The organism is Caulobacter rhizosphaerae, from assembly GCF_010977555.1.
In the GTDB taxonomy this organism is placed as follows: domain Bacteria; phylum Pseudomonadota; class Alphaproteobacteria; order Caulobacterales; family Caulobacteraceae; genus Caulobacter; species Caulobacter rhizosphaerae.
The window spans coordinates 1,616,266-1,632,180 of sequence record NZ_CP048815.1; the positions used below are offsets into that span (position 1 = coordinate 1,616,266).

A 15,915-nucleotide genomic window follows, 5' to 3' on the forward strand; every position below is an offset into this window, starting at 1 on the left:
GGGGGCCTTGCCCGTGAACCACGAGATCAAGTCGGTCCAGGACGACCTGGCGTTCCTGCGGACCATCGCCGAAGGCCGGTCGGGCGGCGGGATGGGCGTCGCGGGCGGCGCGCTCTACGGCTCGGCCGGGGTGCTCTACGGGATCCAGTGCCTGAGCTACTACCTCCAGGAGGCCGGGATCATCCGCCTGTCGCCGACCGCCAACATCGTCATGGCCTGGGCGCCGACCTTGATCTTCCTGGTGCTGATGACGATCGTGATCATCATCGACCGCAAGCGGCCGGCGGTCGGGGTGACCAGCCGAGCCGTCAATTCCGCCTTCGCGGGCGCGGGGATCGCCAACCTGGCCCTGGTGCTGGTCTTCGCCAGCGCCGCCGAGCGCCACCACGACTTCCACTACTGGCTGTTCCACCCGGCCGTGGTCTTCGTGCTGCAGGGCGCGGTCTGGTACGTGATCTTCATGCTGCGCAGGCGCTGGTGGACGGCGCTGGTGGCCGCCGGCTGGCTGGTCTCGGGGGTGGCCCTGGGCATGCTGATCGAACGCGCGGACCTCTATCTGCTGATCGCCGCCGCCAGCCTCTTCCTGCTGATGGCCGTCCCGGGCTTCGGGATGATGCGCCAGGCCCTGCGGGCCTCGGCGGCCTGAGGCGAGCGTGACCGGCAAGTTCGACATCAGCGGATTGGACGACGTCATCCACGGCCGCGTGCGGCTGGGGATCGTCGCCTACCTGGCCAGCGCCGAGGTCGCCGACTTCACCGAGCTGAAGGCCCTGCTGGAGGTCACCCAGGGCAACCTGTCGGTCCACCTGCGCAAGCTGGAGGACGCCGGCTACGTGGCCATCGACAAGAGCTTCGTGGGCCGCAAGCCCCTGACCCGCGTGCGCCTGACCGACCTGGGCCGCGCGGCGTTCGCCGCCTATCTGAAGGCCATGGGTCAGCTGGTCGAGCAGGCGCGGGGCGGCGGGGCCTAGGGCCTTTGGGCATTGACGGTTCTGGGGCCGAATTCCTCGTCCTTCGACAGGCTCAGGATGAGGAATTCTACTGAACCGCCTCGCCAGCAGCCCTCATCTTGCCATTGGCCCTCATCCTGAGCCTGTCGAAGGACGAGGGCGGCGCACCGGCGCTAAACGCTTACTGTCCAGAGCGCCTAAAGCCCCATCTCCGCCCGCAACTGGGCCGGCGTCACGCCCGCCGCGCGCAGCTCGCGCAGCGTCTGGGCCCGGTCGCGCTTGGCGTAGCGCTTGCCGTCCGGACCGACCAGCAGGCGGTGGTGGCGGTAGGTCGGGGTCGGCAGGTCCAGCAGGGCCTGCAGCAGGCGCTGGATGTGGGCGGCCTCGAACAGGTCCTGGCCTCGGATCACGTGGGTGACCCCCTGCAGGGCGTCGTCCAGCACGACCGCCAGGTGATAGGCCACCCCCACGTCCTTGCGGGCCAGGACGATGTCGCCGGCGGTTTCGGGCCGGGCCCGGACCTGGCCGGTCTCGCCGTCTGGTCCGGCGCCCTCCTCGACGAAGCCCAGGCGGTCGAAGCCGCCCAGCGCGCGGCGGGCCGCGTCCAGCGACAGGCGCCAGGCGAAGGCCTCGCCCCGCGCCAGTCGCTCGGCCTCCTCGGCGGGCGCCAACGGACCGCCGGCGAAAGGCCGGGCCGGCTCGTGCGGCGCCCGGCCGATGTCCAGCTCCTTGCGGGTGCGGAAGCAGCGATAGACCAGGCCCCTGTCGCGCAAGGCGTCGATGGCCTGGTGATAGTCGGCCAGGTGCTCGGACTGGCGGCGGACGGGCTGTTCCCAGGCCAGGCCCAGCCAGGCCAGGTCCTCCAGGATCGCGGCCTCGAACTCCGGCCGGCTGCGGGTGGCGTCGATGTCCTCGATCCGCAGCACGAACCGGCCGCCGGCGGCCCGGGCGGCGTCGAAGGCGGTCAGGGCCGAGAAGGCGTGGCCGCGATGCAGATGGCCGGTCGGGGAGGGGGCGAAGCGGGTGGCGAAGCGCAAGCGGACCTAGGCCTGGTCGAGCTTGGCGAACATGCCCAGATGTTCGAACACCGCGCGCAGGAAGGCCTCCTCGCCGCCCAGGGCCTCCTTCAGGGCGTCGAACTGCTTGAAGCTGGCCATCTCGGCCAGGCCGTGGGCGGCGCACCAGGCGGCGATGGTCGCCAGCTCCAGGTCGATCGGCGAGACCGTCCCGCCGCTGCGCTCGCCGATGGTGTTGCGCACCTGGCAATAGGCGCCTTCTTCCTTCATCTGCTCGGGCAAGGCGTCCTTGTCGCGCGAGCAGTCGTACATCACCCGATAGAGGGCGGGGTTCTCGCGGGCGAAGCGGACATAGGCCACGCCCAGGCCGGTCATCCGCTCCTTGCTGTCGACCGCCTTGCAGCGCGCCTCGGTCAGGGCCGTGTCCAGCGCCGCCCAGCCCTCGTGGGCGACGGCGTCCAGCAGTTCGCCCTTGTCCTTGAAGTGATGATAGGGCGCGGCCGGGCTGACGCCCGCCTCCCGCGCCACCGCCCGCAGCGACAGCGCCGCCGGGCCCTCGGTCTCGAGGATGCGGCGCGCCGCCTCGACCAGGGCGCGGCTGAGGTCGCCGTGGTGGTAGGGGCGGGCTTCGGAGGCGGCGGTCTGTGTCATCTCGGACACTGTAACCGTTCCCGTTCAAAAATCCATCCTAACGGCGTCAAGATTATCTTGACGCCGTTCAGATTGGTGTTATCTAAGCATCGTCCAGATCGAAACGGATCGGACCGGGGCGGCCTTCCCAATCGCCGCGCCCGCAACAAACTCAAGGATGTGTGTGATGACCAATACCTTCTTCGCCTTCGAAACCGTTCTCGACCGCATGGCCGTGGGCTTCTTCCTGGCCGCCGCCGTCGGCGTCGCGGGCGCCCTGATCGGCATGGGCTTCTAGGCCTCGGCAGCTTTCGTGGCCGACGGGACTTGCGGATCCCCCCGCTGTCCCGCGGACATGATCGCCGCCAACGCCTTTGCCGAAGTGTTCGAAGCCGCCCGCGCTTTTTCGCCGGCGGCTTTTGCATGTCTTGATCCCGGTCTTGATCCAGGGGGGCCGCGAGCCTAGGTCGGATGCTCCCGAGGCGGAACATCCCGCGCCGGGCCGGATTTTCCAGACATGACCTTTTCGCCCTCCATCGTCGAGATGCGCGCCGAGACGTACGCATGAGCGTGGCCTTCACCAAGGAAGGCGACAGCGAGGCCTTTGCCGCCGACCTGCTGGACCGCCCGATCTCGCCGCATCCGAACCTGGTGACGCCGGAGGGGCTGGCCCAGATCGAGGCGGCCCTGGCCCAGGCCCGCGCCGCCTACAGCGCCGCCCAGGCCGGCGGCGACGTCGCCCAGGACCGCACGGCCATGGCCCGCGCCACCCGCGACCTGCGCTACTGGTCCGCCCGCCGGGCCAGCGCCCAGCTGCGCGAGCGCGATCCGGTCGTCGAGGGCCTGCAGTTCGGCGGGACCGTCACCTTCGACCGCGAGGACGGCCGCCGCCAGACCTTCCGCATCGTCGGCGAGGACGAGGCCGACCCGGCCCAGGGCTCGGTGTCCTATGTCTCGCCCGTGGCGCGGGCCCTGCTGGGCAAGGGCGTGGGCGACACGGCCGTCGTGGCCGGCGGCGAGGTCGAGGTCGTCGCGATCGGCTGAGCCTCAGGGCGTCGGCGCGGGGACCTCGAAGATGTCCATCCGCCCCGGACCCAGGGCCGGGCAATAGGCCGAATAGTACAGCGCCTCCGGTCGTTTCGGATCAATAGCGGGGCCGTTGTTGATCGCCTCCGAACAGTTGACCGGCGCCGCCAGCACGTGGCGCGGGCCAAAGCGCCCGTCGTCGCTGCGCCGGGCGCTGTGCAGGGCCACCTGGGTCTCGGCCTTCAGGTCGCCCGAGGCGAACACCAGGGTGCGGCCGTCGGCCAGGAGAGTGGCGTCGAAGTCGTCCAGCGGTCCGTTGACGCCCGGGCCCAGGCCGCGCACCGGGGCGTCGCCCGCCAGGTCGCCCTCGAACAGGTCCTGCCGGCCCAGGCCGCCATGGCCGTCGGACGAGAAGATCAGCTTGCCGTCGACGGTCGGGGCGGGCGCCCACTCGTCGCCGGGGGTGTTGAAGCGCGGGCCCAGATTGCGCGGGACGCCGAACGCCCCGGTCGCCGGATCGCGATCCACCGCGTAGAGGTCGTCGCCGCCCTGGCCGCCCGGGCGGTTTGAGAAGAAGTACACCGTGCGGCCGTCCGGCGAGAACGCCGGGTCGAAGTCGTTGTCGGGACCGTCGAACGACACCGCCGCCGGCTTGGACCAGCCTGCGTCGGCGCGGCAGGTCTGCAGGATGCGCCAGGCGGTCTTCGGCGCGCCGATCGAGCCCCACAGCACGCAGCGGCCGTCGGGGCTGAAAGCGGGACGGACCTCGGTGTCGGGCGAGTCGATCACGCCCGGCAGCAGCGGCGCGGGCGATCCGGCTCCTGGCGAGCCCGCCGCCAGGGCCTGGGCCAGGGCGATCGCGACGAGGGCGGGGGACGGCATGGCGAAAGGCTCCCGAATGTCGGTCGCCAACCATAGCCGCGATCCACCGCGCGCCAAATGCAACGGATGTCTTGGTTCTGTCGCCGAGTTGGCTCATCCTTTCCCTGCGTTCGGGAATGAATGGCGATTCCTGAGAATGCGTAGGAAGGAGGCCCGTCTTCAGTCCGATCGCGTACCCGCTTCATAGGAGCCCATCCGGCTCCCAAGTTCGCTGGAGCCCTCCGGGCTCCTCCCAAATTGACTGGAGCCCTCCGGGCTCCGGGGGGAGGCCCTGATGCAGGTGCTGTCCCGCCCACCGTCCGGCATGCCGGCGCTCGTGCTCAACGCCGACTACCGGCCCCTGAGCTACTACCCGCTGTCCCTCTGGCCCTGGCAGGAGGTGATCAAGGCGGTGTTCCTGGAACGGGTCGACGTGGTCTCGACCTATGACCACGTGGTGCATTCGCCCTCGTTCGAGATGAAGCTGCCCAGCGTGGTGTCGCTGAAGCAGTACGTGCCGCAGGATCGTCCCCCGGCCTTCACCCGCTTCAACCTGTTCCTGCGCGACGCGTTCAGCTGCCAGTATTGCGGCTCGCCCGACGACCTGACCTTCGATCACGTGATTCCCCGCTCGCGCGGCGGCCGAACCACCTGGGAGAACATTGTCACCGCCTGCGCGCCTTGCAACCTGCACAAGGGCGGCCGCACGCCGCGCGAGGCCGGCATGCAGCCCTTCCACGCCGCGCGCCGCCCCAGCATGCACGAACTGCAGGACCGCGGCCGCCGCTTCCCCCCGGGACACCTGCACGCCAGCTGGCTGGACTATCTGTACTGGGACATCGAGCTGGAGGCGTAGCGGCCAATCGATACTCGACCCCATGCATGGTCCTCGTCTTCGACAGGCAGGATGAGGACCATTCACGGCGCCAGGCCGTAAAAATCCTCATCCTGAGCTTGCCGAAGGACGAGGTTTTCGGCCCTGGGGAGCTGGATATCGATCCACCGGAGGCCGCGCCGCCGAGTCGCGAAAAATGTCCAGGAAACAAAGCCTTCCGGCTCCGCTTGCTTCGACTCATCGCTGAGCAGACCCCAGGATAGGGGGCTCTCGACGGGAGGGTTCGATGTTTGCCAGTCCTTCAGCGCCTGCCGGCCCGACGCTGCACGAGCACGGGCGGGCGCTGTGCGTCAGGCGACGGTTGCGGTGGCTTTTGGCGGCCCTGGCGGTAGCCAATCTCGCGCTCTGGTCGGTGGTGTTCGGGCTGTCGGGCGCAACCTAGGCGCCGCTTCACGGGTTCTCCTTTCCAACGCCTCCGGGCGAAATTCGGGAGAGACCCCATGAACTTTGGCCACAAGAAGGAAGAAGGCGGTCGCCACTTCACCCATGGCACCAGCGCCTCGACGGCCGACATGGCCAGCGACGGCAAGGTTCGCCACGAGGACAAGCATTTCGACGCGCCGCACGCTCGCGAGGCCGAGACCCCGCTGGCCGAAGGCGAGAAGCACGATCAGCTGGCCGAGAAGGTCGAGTGCTCGGAAAGCCGTCAGGAAGCCCTGCTGGACGAGGGGCTGGAGGAAAGCTTCCCGGGCAGCGACCCGGTCAGCGTCAAGCGCATCACCTGACGGCGAGGCTTTCAGGCCTGTCGCGGAAAGCGTCGGGCCGCCCGGCTGGCGAAGGTGGTCGAACCCTCGGGCGTCGGCTCGTCGGCCGACGGCGGGAACGCGGCCTGGATCACCGGCGCCAGGCGGCGTCCGCCCCGGCGGCGGTCCTGGGCGGCGATCTCGGCGAAGCTGGCCCGGCCGCGCTGGCGGGCCAGGGACCGCAGGCTCTCGATATGGCTGGCCAGGTAGACCACGGCCACGCCGGCGGTGTCGGCCAGCAGGTCGCTGATCGAGGCGCTGCGGTCGGCGGTGAACATCTGGGCCACCTCGACGCTGGCGCCCAGCAGGACGGCGGCCAGGGCCAGATCGTTGCGACGCATCCGGGGGAAGGCCAGGAACGAGACGGCGACCAGGCCGCCGAAGGCGATGGCGTGGGCCGTCTTGTCGCTCAGGCCGAACACCTGCTCCAGGCCCGGCCAGGGGCCCAGCATCAGCACCGCGGCGGTCAGGGCGCCGGCGATCAGGACGGCGCGGGCGGTGGTCACGACATGGTTGGGCGTCAGCATCGGCTTCCTGGCTCGCAATGAGCCCAAAGCCTTAGGGCGCCTTGGCGTACAAGCCGTGAAGGAACAGGGTCAACGGAAGATGACCGGGCGCCGCCGCCATTCCGGGCGAGGCCCGGGCGCTTCGCACCCTTCCCATCACGTTCGGCGGGTTCCGCGTGAGGACGAGATGTCGTGCATCCAAGATCCTCCCCCTGTGGGGGAGGTGTCGGCGAAGCCGACGGAGGGGGGAGTGATCGGACGATGACTGTAACCCCGGATCGACGTCCTTAAAACTCCCCCCACCGATCGCTGCGCGATCGCCTCCCCCACAGGGGGAGGGTCTTGGTCCCCCCAGGAGGCCGCAAAAAGAAAGGCCGCCCGGTCGCCCGGACGGCCCTTGTCTTGCGAGTGAAGCCGGAGCTACCGAATCGGGGTGTCGGCCAGCACCGACGCCCCGCTGGGGGTCGAGCGCAGGCGGGCCTTGGCCATCTCGTCCAGGATCGATTGCGAGCGCGGGTCGCCCAGCAGCCAGGCCGAGGCGGCCAGAGTGCGGACCGAGGTCTCGCTGACGCCCAGCATCTTCTCCAGCGCCTCGAACGGCGAGTTGGAGCCGCCGACCTTCTTGAGCTTCACCTCGCCCTTGAGGTTGGCCAGGCTCTTGGCCTTGTCGACGGCCTCGTAGAAGCCGCCCAGTTCGTCCACCAGGCCCAGTTGCTTGGCCTGGACGCCGGTCCAGACCCGGCCCTTGGCGATCTCGCGAACCCGGGCCTCGGGCAGGTTTCGACCCTCGGCGACGCGATGCACGAAGCCGGCGTAGATGCGGTCCATCCAGCCGGCGAACCGGGCCCGCTGCTCGGGCGTGAAGCCCTGGCCCGTGCCGAACGCGCCGGAATAGTCGCCGCCGACATGCACCTGTTTCACGTCGACGCCGAACCGCGCCAGGGCGTCCCCCAGGGCGAACTTGCCGCCGAACACCCCGATCGAGCCGGTCAGGGTGGTGGGCTCGGCGACGATCGCCGAGGCTCCCGAGCTGATCCAGTAGCCGCCCGACGCCGCATAGGTGCCCATGCTGACCACGATCGGCTTATTGGCCTTCTTCGCCGCCTTCACGGCGGCCAGGATCTGTTCGGACGCGGTGTCCGAGCCGCCGGGGGAGGAGACCCGGAACACGATCGCCTTGACGTCCTTGTCGTCGATCGCGTCGTACAGGGCCTTGGCCACCTGGTCGGAATAGATCGTGCTGTCGCCGCCGAACGGCGAGCCGCCTTCGCCGCTGCCGGTCATGATCGCGCCCTCGGCCGAGACGACCGCGATGGTCGGGCCGGTCTTGGCCGGAGCCTTCTTGGCGCGGGCGGCGTAGTCGTCGAAGTCCAGCAGCTTGGCGCCCTTGCCGGCCCGCGACAGCATGGCGTCCTGGGCGTCCTTCACCTGGCCGACCCGGTCGATCAGGCCCTTGGCCTTGGCCTCCTCGGCGCTGTAGGGGCCGGCCTCGATGGTCTTGATCAGGGCGGCCGGATCGACCTTGCGGTCCTGGGCGGCCGTGGTCAGGGCGGTGGTGTAGACCGAGCCCATCCACGACAGCGTCGATTCCCGGTGGGCCGGGGTGTAGTCGCTATAGAGGTAGGGATTGACCGCGTTCTTGTACTCGTAGCGCTGCTCGTAGTCGGCCTTGACGCCGTACTTGTCGAAGAAGCGCTTGAAGAACATCTCCTCGCTGGCCGCGCCGACGGCCTGCAGCGAGCTGTCGGGCTGCATCCAGAACTCGCTGGCCGCCGCGCCGAGCATATAGGTCGAGGTCACCAGGCCCGAAGGATAGAGCCCCTGGCTGTGGGCGAAGATCGGCTTCTTGCCGACCGCGCGGAAGTGTTTGAAGGCCAGGCGCAGCTCGTCGGCCGAGGCCGGAGCCATGCCGCCCTCCGGCAGGCGCACCAGCACCGCCTCGACCTTGTCGTCGGTCTCGGCCCGGCGCAGCGTCTCGATGATCGACATCACCGACTGGCCGCCGCCGCCGCCGAGGGCCGCGAACGGGTTCTGCGGCTCCTGGTCGGACAGGCCGCCGCGCAGGTCCAGCTGCAGCACGGTGTGGGCGGGAACGGGGGCGGGCCGGGCGGCGCTGGCCGCCATGACGATCAGGAGGAAGGGGACGCCGACCAGGAACAACACCAAGCCGACGAAAACGCCGGCCACGGTCATGAGAAACTGCTTCATCGGACGTCCTGCTGCCTCGTGTCGCGCAAGCTAGTAGCGACCCTGGCGTCGCGGTCAAATGAACTGCGCGCAACCCTTGGTCTCACAAGGCCGCGAAGTTCGCGAGCAGGCGTCGAGCCCGCCGCTCGCCCCCTCGGCGAGGGGCGACGCCGCGACGTCTTGTTCTCTTGGAAATCTCGGGAAAGGAATGGTCGGAGTGGCAGGATTTGAACCTGCGACCCCTGCGTCCCGAACGCAGTGCTCTACCAGACTGAGCCACACTCCGACTTGGAGGGCGGCTTATAGACAGGCCCCGGCGCTCTCGCAAGCGCCAAAAATCGCTCCACAAAAAGAAAAAGGGCGGGAAAAAAGAAGTTCAAAGCGGCGTTGCATCCATCCGACTCCTGCGCTATCTCCACCGCCTCGCCGGGCCCAGACGGGTCTCGCCGTTCCTGCTGGGGAATGGTGTAATGGTAACACTGCGGTTTTTGGTACCGTCATTCTAGGTTCGAGTCCTAGTTCCCCAGCCACTTCCCCCCTGCCAGTCGACATCGCGAGACATGTCCGCGGCCGCCGCGCCGGCGGGCAGGCGCCAACGTCAGGATTGGTCGGAGAACGCCGTTAAGCCCTGCACTGGTGCGCAGGGCTCTCGGCATCGATATTCGGCGTCTGGCCTAGCCGGCTTCGCGGGCGGCTGCAGCGCTTTCCGCCGATCGCATGAAGCGGCCTGAGCGCGGCGGTTCGGACCGCGGCGCGGTGGTCGGGCCGCCTTCGTCGCGGATGTCCATCGTCTTGATCAGGGCGACAACCCTGGCCAGGGCCTGCTTCTTGTCAGCCAGCACGGCGTCCAGGGCCTGGCGAATCGCCAAGGCTTGGACGGACGGATCCGATCCCTGCCTGACGATCCCGTCGATCACGGCGAGAGGCACGTCGACTTGCCTCAGGCGGACGATGGCTTTCAGGATCTCCACGGTCTCCAGATCATAGGCCCGCGCGTTGCCCGTCGTGCGCTCGGAGCGGATCAGTCCGACGTCCTCGTAGTGGCGCAGGGCGCGCGCCGTCACGCCCAGTTGCTCGGCCAGGTCGGCGATCATCACCAGGCGGCGTGGCCCGGCCTGGGCGCTAGGGGTGGGCCGTCCCGTCATCATGAGGACTCCATTTGCGAGGGGTTTGGGAGGGGGTGTCGCGGAAACCCGGCCCGACGGCGAGGCGGCGCGGGCGGTCAACGACGACGTCCCCAGCAGGCCAGGCTGGCCAGACGGGTTCCCTGATCGTTCCGCCGGGAAGACAGCTCACGAACGCCGCCGTCGACGTCGAGCTGCACGACTCGGCGGCCGACGACGACCGTCCAGTCGTCGATGATCTGAAACGAGTCCGGCCGACGGGTGGTCTGGGTCGCGAGCCAGCGACCCACGCGCCACAGGCGGACCGCCTGGTCGCCGCCGGACGCGAGATCTCGGCCTTCGAACCCGTCGCGAAGCAGGGCCAGGCTCGGGGGCGTGGCCTCCGGCAGGCGCTCGACCAGGGCCGTCGCGAAGGGAGCCCACTCGACACACGACGCCGACCCGTCCGGCGAAGCCTCGTCACGGACCTGATCATGAACCCTGGCGCCAAGTCGCACGGCCGTCCCTGCGGATCGAGATTGGAAAAACAGGCGCCGAGACGACGATGCGGTCTCGGCGCCCAGGTTCCTGGCGAACCGAGGCGCCAGGGAACAGCGACCGGGAGGAAAGCTGTCGAGACTCACGAAAGGCCAATGGCGAGGCGTCGACAAGTCGCCAGCCGCCTCGGCGCCGTGCTTAGCGCCCTTGCGATATCGAAGGCTTGCGACGCGCTCGCTCGGCTCCTGCGATCCGCGGCGTTCAACCGCGCAGGAAGGTCGCCAGGTCCTGGGTCAGGATGACGATCCCGGCGTCCAGGTCGGCGCCCCAGTCGGCGAAGGCGGCGTGCAGGCAGAATTGCTCGATCTTGAAGACCAGCAGATGCGCGGCCATCCGGCGCCGACGTCCGGCGGGATCGGCGCCGAAATGGAAGGCGGGGTGGCGTGCGCCGACATCGTCGAACAGGGCGTCACGCTCGCGGGCGATTTCCGCCAGGAAGCTCGGGTCCGAACCGATCACCAGGTTGAACAGCGACAGGGCCGCGCGGCGATCGCTGAAGACCTTCATATAGCGGCGAACCCAGCGTTCCAGGCTCGCCTGGTCGGCGTCGGCGCCCAGGTCGGCGAGGCGATGATAGAGGCGCCGGTGCGCGGTCATGTCCTCGACCAGCAGGTCGCGCAGCAAGGCGCGCTTGCTGTCGTAGTGCAGATAGAAGGTCGCTCGCGCGACACCGGATCGCAGGGCGATCTCGTCGATGGTGGCTTCCGTGTAGGGACGTGCGGAAAACACCGCCCGGGCGCCCTGTCGCAGGCGATCCCGCGTCACCGCGCGCTGAGCCTCTCGAAGGGAGGGCGCCTTCGCGGCGGGAGCAGAGGCGTTCAAGAGCAAACCCGGAAATAGCGGAGGCGCGAACATCGCCTCCTCGATGGATGCTGGACTATCATATATTCAATAGACTGTCAGTCTTGCGAAAGGGAATGGACGCGCTCACCGTTCCGGCATGACGAGCGATGAACAGATGCGGCTGACCGCCTGGCTGGACGTCCACGCCCCCGCCCTGGGGCGGGCGGCCCTGGAAACGCGCGTGCTCAGCGGCGGCGCCAGCAATCTTGTCATGGCGATCCGCCGGGGCGGTCCCGAGGTGGTGCTGCGCCGGCCCCCGGAACGGCCACGCCCCGACAGCGAGAAGATCATCGCGCGGGAGGCCAGGGTCCTGTCCGCCCTCGCCGGGACGGACGTGCCGCACCCGCGTTTCATCGCCTATTGCGACGATCCGTCGGTGATCGGCGTGCGCTTCTACCTGATGGCCCTCGTCGACGGCTGGCTGGGCCACGGCGAGCCGCCGCCCGCGCCGTTCGATCGACCGGGCAAGAGCCGCCGCGATCTGGGCTTCGCCTTGGTGGACGGCATCGCTCAGCTGGCCAATGTCGACTATCGCGCCGTCGGCCTGGAGGGGTTCGGCAAGCCCGAGGGCTTCCTGGAACGGCAGGTCGAACGCTGGCGTAGCCAACTGGCCTCCTACGCGGAAACCGAGAACTACGCGGGGCGGGACCTCCCGGGCCTGGCCTACGCCGCCGACTGGCTGGCGGCCAATACGCCCCAGGCATCTTCGCCCGGGATCATCCACGGCGATTACAGCTTCGCCAACTGTCTGTTCGAGCGCGCGGCGCCGGCCCGGGTGGCGGCGATGATCGACTGGGAACTGGCTACGGTCGGCGATCCGCTCCTGGACCTTGGCTGGGTCTGTTATGGCTTCCGTGGGCGGAACGATCCCAATCCTGCCGGCTATTTCGACGCCGCCGATTTCCCCTATCGCGAGGAATTGGCCGACTACTACGCCGACAGGACGGGCCGATCGGTCGAGCATCTGAGCTATTACATGGTGCTGGCCCAGTACAAGCTGGCCGTCATCATGGAGCGCCACTACGCGCGCTTCCGAGGCGGACGCCAGGCCCATTCCGCCGACTCCGAAAACTTCGTCCTCCGCCTGGCCGCCAAGGCCGGCGAGATGGCGCGCGGCCAAGCCTAGGGAGGAAAGCCCATGGTCGATTTCAGCATCGCGCCCGAGTTCGAGGAAAAGCTCGACTGGGTCCGTCGCTTCGTCGCCGAGGAGGTCGAGGCGATGGACCTGGTGTTCGACCAGATGAGCGCGCCCTACGACCGGAAAAACCAGGCGGCGAGGGCGGCGCTGGCCCCGCTCCAGGCCGAGGTCAAGCGGCGAGGCCTCTGGGCGGCGCACCTGCCGGCCCATGACGGCGGCGCCGGGGTCGGCCAGGTCAACCTGCTGTATCTGAATGAGATCCTCGGCCGCACCGACTGGGGCCCGGTGGTGTTCGGCTGTCAAGGGCCCGACAGCGGCAATTCCGAGATCCTGGCCGCCTTCGGCACGCCCGAGCAGAAGGCGCGCTATCTGCGGCCGCTGGTGGCGGGCGAGGTCTATTCCTGCTTCTCGATGACCGAGCCGACCGGCGGCGCCGATCCCACGCGGCTGAGGACCCGCGCCGTCCAGGACGGCGACCACTGGGTGATCACCGGCGACAAGTGGTACGCCAGCCACGCCCAGTACGCCGACTTTATCATCGTGGCGGCGGTGACCGATCCGGACGCCCAGCCTCACCAGCGCAACACCCTGTTCATCGTCCCCCGCGACACGCCGGGCCTGGAGATCGTCCGCGAGGTCGGCTTCTTCGGCGAGCCCGAGGGCGTGGGCGGCCATCCCTATATCCGCTTCGACGGCCTTCGCCTGCCCGACAGCGCGCGGTTGGGCGGGCGAGGGCAGGGCTTCGCGGTGGCCCAGGCGCGGCTGGGCGGCGGCCGCATCCATCACGCCATGCGCGCCATCGGCCTCTGCCAGCAGCTGATCGACATGATGACCGAACGCGCTGTCAGCCGCGAGGTGGCCGGCGGCAGGCTGATCGACCTGCAGAGCGTGCAGAACGACCTGGCGTCCAGCGCCATCGCCCTGCGCCAGTTCCGGCTGCAGGTGCTGCACGCGGCCTGGATGTTCGACGCCGGCCTAGGCCACGGTCGCGAGGGCCGCCTGGCCGTGGCGATGGTCAAGGTCGCGACCGCCGACATCACCAAGGACATCGTCTGGAAGGCCATGCACCTGCACGGCGCCCTCGGCGCGTCGAACGAGATGGCGTTCGGCAAGTATCTGGGGCTGGCGGCGATGTTCGGCATCGCCGACGGGCCCACCGAGGTGCACCTGGCGTCGGTGGCCAAGGCCCTGGCGCGCGACGTCGAACCGCATGTCGGCTTCTTTCCGAGCGGCCATTTGCCCAGTCGGCGAGCGGCGGCGCGCGCCAAGCTGGCGTCCTATCTGGAGGCGGCGGCGTGAGCGGCCTGGACCTGACGGGCAAGGTGGCCCTGATCACCGGCGGCACCCGCGGCCTGGGCCGCGCCATGGCCCTGGGCTTCGCCCGGGCCGGGGCTGACGTCATCGTCTCCAGCCGCAAGCCGGAGGCCTGCGAGGCGACCGCCGCCGAGATCACGGGCCTGGGCCGCCGCGCCGCGGCCCTGCCCTGCAATGTCGGGCGCTGGGACGAGGTCGGCGCGCTGGCGGAAGCGGCCTGGGCCGCGTTCGGTCGCCTCGACGTGCTGGTCAACAACGCCGGCCTGTCGCCGGTCGCGCCCTCCAGCGTCGAGACCAGCGAGGCGCTGTTCGACAAGGTGGTGGCGGTCAACTTCAAGGGGGCCTTTCGCCTGACCGCCCTGGTCGGGGCGCGGATGGCCGCCGGAGCGGGCGGCAGCATCATCAATGTCTCGTCGATCGGCGCCTTGAAGCCCTCGCCGTGGATCGCGCCCTATGCCGGGGCCAAGGCGGCGCTGAACGCCATGTCCATCGCCCTGGCCCAGGAGTTCGCGCCCAGGGTCCGCGTCAACGTCATCTCTCCTGGCGGCTTCCTGACCGACATCGCCGGCGAATGGGCTACGGAGGCGGAGGCGCGGCGGAGCACGGCGCTGAACCGCTGGGGCGACCCGGACGAGATCGTCGGCACGGCGCTCTACCTGGCGTCCGACGCTTCAAGCTATACCACAGGCGCGAACATCCGCGTCGACGGCGGCTCCTTCTGGGACCGCAAGACCGGAGTAGACCCATGAGCCTGGACGGCAAGGTCGCCATCGTCACCGGCGCGGCGGGCGGCATCGGCCTGGCGATCGCGCGGCGCTACGCCCGCGACGGGGCTCGCGTCGTGATGACCGACCTGCAGGCCGAGCGGGGCGAGCAGGAGGCGCTGGCCATCCGGACGGCGGGCGGCTGGGCGCGTTTCATGGCCTGCGACACCGCTGACGAGGCGACCGTCGAGACCTTGGTCGAGACGGTCGAGACCGAAGTCGGTCCGATCGACCTCGCCGTCTGCTCGGCGGGGATCAGCAAGGGCGGCCAGCCCTTCTACGACACGACCCTGGAAGACTTCACCAAGGTCCTGTCCGTCAATCTGGTGGGACCGTTCATCGTCGGCAAGGCCGTGGCGCGTCGGATGATCGCCAGCGGCGTCAAGGGGGCGATCATCCATATTTCGTCCGTCGGCGCGGTGCTGGGAGTCGAAACCTCGCCGGCCTATTGCACCAGCAAGGGCGGGCTTTCGATGCTGACCAAGGTCATGGCCCTGGCGATGGCCAGGCACGGCGTGCGGGTCAACGCCATCGGTCCGGGACCGACCTGGTCGCCGATGACGGAGGCGGCCCTGGACCAGCCCGCCATCGACATGATGCTGTCGCGCACGCCGCTGGGCCGCTTCGCTGAGGCCGATGAGGTGGCCGGCGTCGCCGCGTTCCTGGCCAGCGAGGATTCCTCCTACATCACCGGCCAGACGCTCTATGCCGACGGGGGCCGTCTGGCCTTGAACTACGTGGTCTCCAAGCCGGCCTGATCGTCGGCCGGGACCGACGCCAGCAGCAGGCCCAGAAGGTCGGGCAGCACGGCCTCGAGCCGGGCGCGGCGCTCAGGATCGAGATTGGCGATCGCCCAGTATTCCGGCGGCGCCTGGTTCTCGATGATGTCGGTCATCCGGCGATTGCCCTCGGGGGTCAGCTTGACGATGACGCCGCGGCGATCCTCGGGATTGGGTCTTCGGGCGACATAGCCCAGCGCCTCCAGCCGCGCGATCGGCTTGGCCAGGCCGGGCAGGGTGACCCAGTGGGCGCCTTGAAGCTGGCTTGGCGAAGCCTCGAACGGCGGTCCGAACCGCTTCAACGCGCCCAGGATCGCGACTTCGGCGTGGGTGAGGCCGTTGGCGGCCGCCACCCGGTCGACCGACCGCTGCACCAGCTGGCCCAGCTGCAGCAGCTGCCAGCGCACGGTGGCCGCGAAAGGATCCAGCTGCGGCCACACCTCCAGCCCGCCGACCAGCGCCTCATGTCCGGGGACCTCGTCGACGGTTCGGGGCGGCGGATGGACGATGGTCTGGCTCATGGGCTCCTCGCCATGTTGCGGCGCCGCGATCGCGGACGCGATGAGCCGCGTCGCCGACAACGGAGAGGTTCGCCCAGTCCG

Annotated in this window: 18 protein-coding genes and 2 tRNA genes; 10 read left to right on the top strand and 10 right to left on the bottom strand. The window is 69.4% G+C overall.

Going from position 1 to position 15,915, the window contains the following annotated elements:
* Window positions 1-13: 13 nt before the first annotated feature.
* Together G3M57_RS07705 and G3M57_RS07710 are read left to right on the top strand one after the other, a co-directional pair.
* Entirely contained in the window at window positions 14-646 is a 633-nt protein-coding gene (locus G3M57_RS07705; RefSeq protein ID WP_230983975.1) for a hypothetical protein, read from the top strand.
* A 7-nt stretch (window positions 647-653) separates the two neighbouring features.
* The gene (locus G3M57_RS07710) at window positions 654-971 is read left to right on the top strand and encodes a winged helix-turn-helix domain-containing protein (RefSeq protein ID WP_056757087.1); all 318 of its coding nucleotides are present in this window, start codon (window positions 654-656) and stop codon (window positions 969-971) included.
* Window positions 972-1,147: 176 nt separating this feature from the next.
* Here G3M57_RS07710 and gluQRS read toward each other — a convergent pair whose 3' ends face one another.
* Window positions 1,148-1,987, bottom strand: a complete 840-nt coding sequence (gene gluQRS / locus G3M57_RS07715) for a tRNA glutamyl-Q(34) synthetase GluQRS (protein ID WP_163229791.1) — start codon at window positions 1,985-1,987, stop codon at window positions 1,148-1,150.
* Between the two features lie 6 nt (window positions 1,988-1,993).
* Window positions 1,994-2,617: a TetR/AcrR family transcriptional regulator gene (locus G3M57_RS07720; RefSeq protein ID WP_056757082.1), complete on the bottom strand. Its 624-nt coding sequence runs from the start codon at window positions 2,615-2,617 to the stop codon at window positions 1,994-1,996.
* A gap of 543 nt (window positions 2,618-3,160) precedes the next feature.
* On the opposite strand from G3M57_RS07720, the gene greA reads away from it, so the two are divergent.
* On the top strand, window positions 3,161-3,640 hold the full coding sequence (greA, locus tag G3M57_RS07725) for a transcription elongation factor GreA (protein WP_163229793.1): 480 nt from the start codon (window positions 3,161-3,163) through the stop codon (window positions 3,638-3,640).
* Between the two features lie 3 nt (window positions 3,641-3,643).
* Here greA and G3M57_RS07730 read toward each other — a convergent pair whose 3' ends face one another.
* Window positions 3,644-4,504 (bottom strand): TolB family protein, encoded by an 861-nt coding sequence (locus tag G3M57_RS07730; RefSeq protein WP_163229795.1) that lies wholly within the window; start codon window positions 4,502-4,504, stop codon window positions 3,644-3,646.
* Between the two features lie 271 nt (window positions 4,505-4,775).
* Here G3M57_RS07730 and G3M57_RS07735 point away from each other — a divergent pair, with 271 nt between their 5' ends.
* On the top strand, window positions 4,776-5,339 hold the full coding sequence (locus G3M57_RS07735) for an HNH endonuclease (protein WP_132090956.1): 564 nt from the start codon (window positions 4,776-4,778) through the stop codon (window positions 5,337-5,339).
* A gap of 479 nt (window positions 5,340-5,818) precedes the next feature.
* Window positions 5,819-6,103, top strand: coding sequence for a hypothetical protein (locus tag G3M57_RS07740; protein WP_082583793.1), 285 nt, complete (start codon window positions 5,819-5,821; stop codon window positions 6,101-6,103).
* An 11-nt stretch (window positions 6,104-6,114) separates the two neighbouring features.
* On the opposite strand, the gene G3M57_RS07745 is transcribed toward G3M57_RS07740, so the two are convergent.
* The 3 genes from G3M57_RS07745 to G3M57_RS07755 form a co-directional block, all read right to left on the bottom strand.
* Window positions 6,115-6,648 carry a VanZ family protein gene (locus tag G3M57_RS07745; RefSeq protein WP_163229797.1) on the bottom strand — a complete coding sequence of 178 codons (534 nt, stop codon included), beginning with the start codon at window positions 6,646-6,648 and terminating at the stop codon, window positions 6,115-6,117.
* A gap of 399 nt (window positions 6,649-7,047) precedes the next feature.
* A complete protein-coding gene (gene sppA / locus G3M57_RS07750; protein ID WP_163229799.1) occupies window positions 7,048-8,835 on the bottom strand; it encodes a signal peptide peptidase SppA in 1,788 nt (595 codons plus the stop codon).
* 188 nt (window positions 8,836-9,023) lie between these two features.
* Window positions 9,024-9,100 (bottom strand) — tRNA-Pro (locus G3M57_RS07755).
* A 170-nt stretch (window positions 9,101-9,270) separates the two neighbouring features.
* On the opposite strand from G3M57_RS07755, the gene G3M57_RS07760 reads away from it, so the two are divergent.
* Window positions 9,271-9,344 (top strand) — tRNA-Gln (locus tag G3M57_RS07760).
* A gap of 144 nt (window positions 9,345-9,488) precedes the next feature.
* Here G3M57_RS07760 and G3M57_RS07765 read toward each other — a convergent pair.
* The 3 genes from G3M57_RS07765 to G3M57_RS07775 all read right to left on the bottom strand — a co-directional run bounded on the left by G3M57_RS07765 (window position 9,489) and on the right by G3M57_RS07775 (window position 11,240).
* Entirely contained in the window at window positions 9,489-9,962 is a 474-nt protein-coding gene (locus G3M57_RS07765) for a MerR family transcriptional regulator (RefSeq protein ID WP_056760958.1), read from the bottom strand.
* A 74-nt stretch (window positions 9,963-10,036) separates the two neighbouring features.
* Window positions 10,037-10,435: a hypothetical protein gene (locus G3M57_RS07770; protein ID WP_056760961.1), complete on the bottom strand. Its 399-nt coding sequence runs from the start codon at window positions 10,433-10,435 to the stop codon at window positions 10,037-10,039.
* A 241-nt stretch (window positions 10,436-10,676) separates the two neighbouring features.
* Complete coding sequence (locus G3M57_RS07775; protein ID WP_163229801.1) at window positions 10,677-11,240, bottom strand: TetR/AcrR family transcriptional regulator; 564 nt, start codon at window positions 11,238-11,240, stop codon at window positions 10,677-10,679.
* 193 nt (window positions 11,241-11,433) lie between these two features.
* Between G3M57_RS07775 and G3M57_RS07780 the strand changes: the two genes are divergently transcribed.
* From G3M57_RS07780 to G3M57_RS07795, 4 genes are read left to right on the top strand one after another with little or no spacing between them, the layout of a single operon-like run.
* Window positions 11,434-12,444 (top strand): phosphotransferase family protein, encoded by a 1,011-nt coding sequence (locus G3M57_RS07780; RefSeq protein WP_163229803.1) that lies wholly within the window; start codon window positions 11,434-11,436, stop codon window positions 12,442-12,444.
* Window positions 12,445-12,456: 12 nt separating this feature from the next.
* Window positions 12,457-13,755 carry an acyl-CoA dehydrogenase family protein gene (locus tag G3M57_RS07785; protein ID WP_056760971.1) on the top strand — a complete coding sequence of 433 codons (1,299 nt, stop codon included), beginning with the start codon at window positions 12,457-12,459 and terminating at the stop codon, window positions 13,753-13,755.
* Window positions 13,752-14,519 (top strand): SDR family NAD(P)-dependent oxidoreductase, encoded by a 768-nt coding sequence (locus G3M57_RS07790; protein WP_188916270.1) that lies wholly within the window; start codon window positions 13,752-13,754, stop codon window positions 14,517-14,519. Before G3M57_RS07785 ends, G3M57_RS07790 begins: the two co-directional genes overlap by 4 nt.
* Complete coding sequence (locus G3M57_RS07795; RefSeq protein WP_163229805.1) at window positions 14,516-15,292, top strand: SDR family NAD(P)-dependent oxidoreductase; 777 nt, start codon at window positions 14,516-14,518, stop codon at window positions 15,290-15,292. Before G3M57_RS07790 ends, G3M57_RS07795 begins: the two co-directional genes overlap by 4 nt.
* Here the strand turns inward: G3M57_RS07795 and G3M57_RS07800 are convergent.
* Window positions 15,268-15,834, bottom strand: a complete 567-nt coding sequence (locus G3M57_RS07800; RefSeq protein WP_163229807.1) for a MarR family winged helix-turn-helix transcriptional regulator — start codon at window positions 15,832-15,834, stop codon at window positions 15,268-15,270. The genes G3M57_RS07795 and G3M57_RS07800 overlap by 25 nt on opposite strands.
* Between the last annotated feature and the right edge of the window lie 81 nt (window positions 15,835-15,915).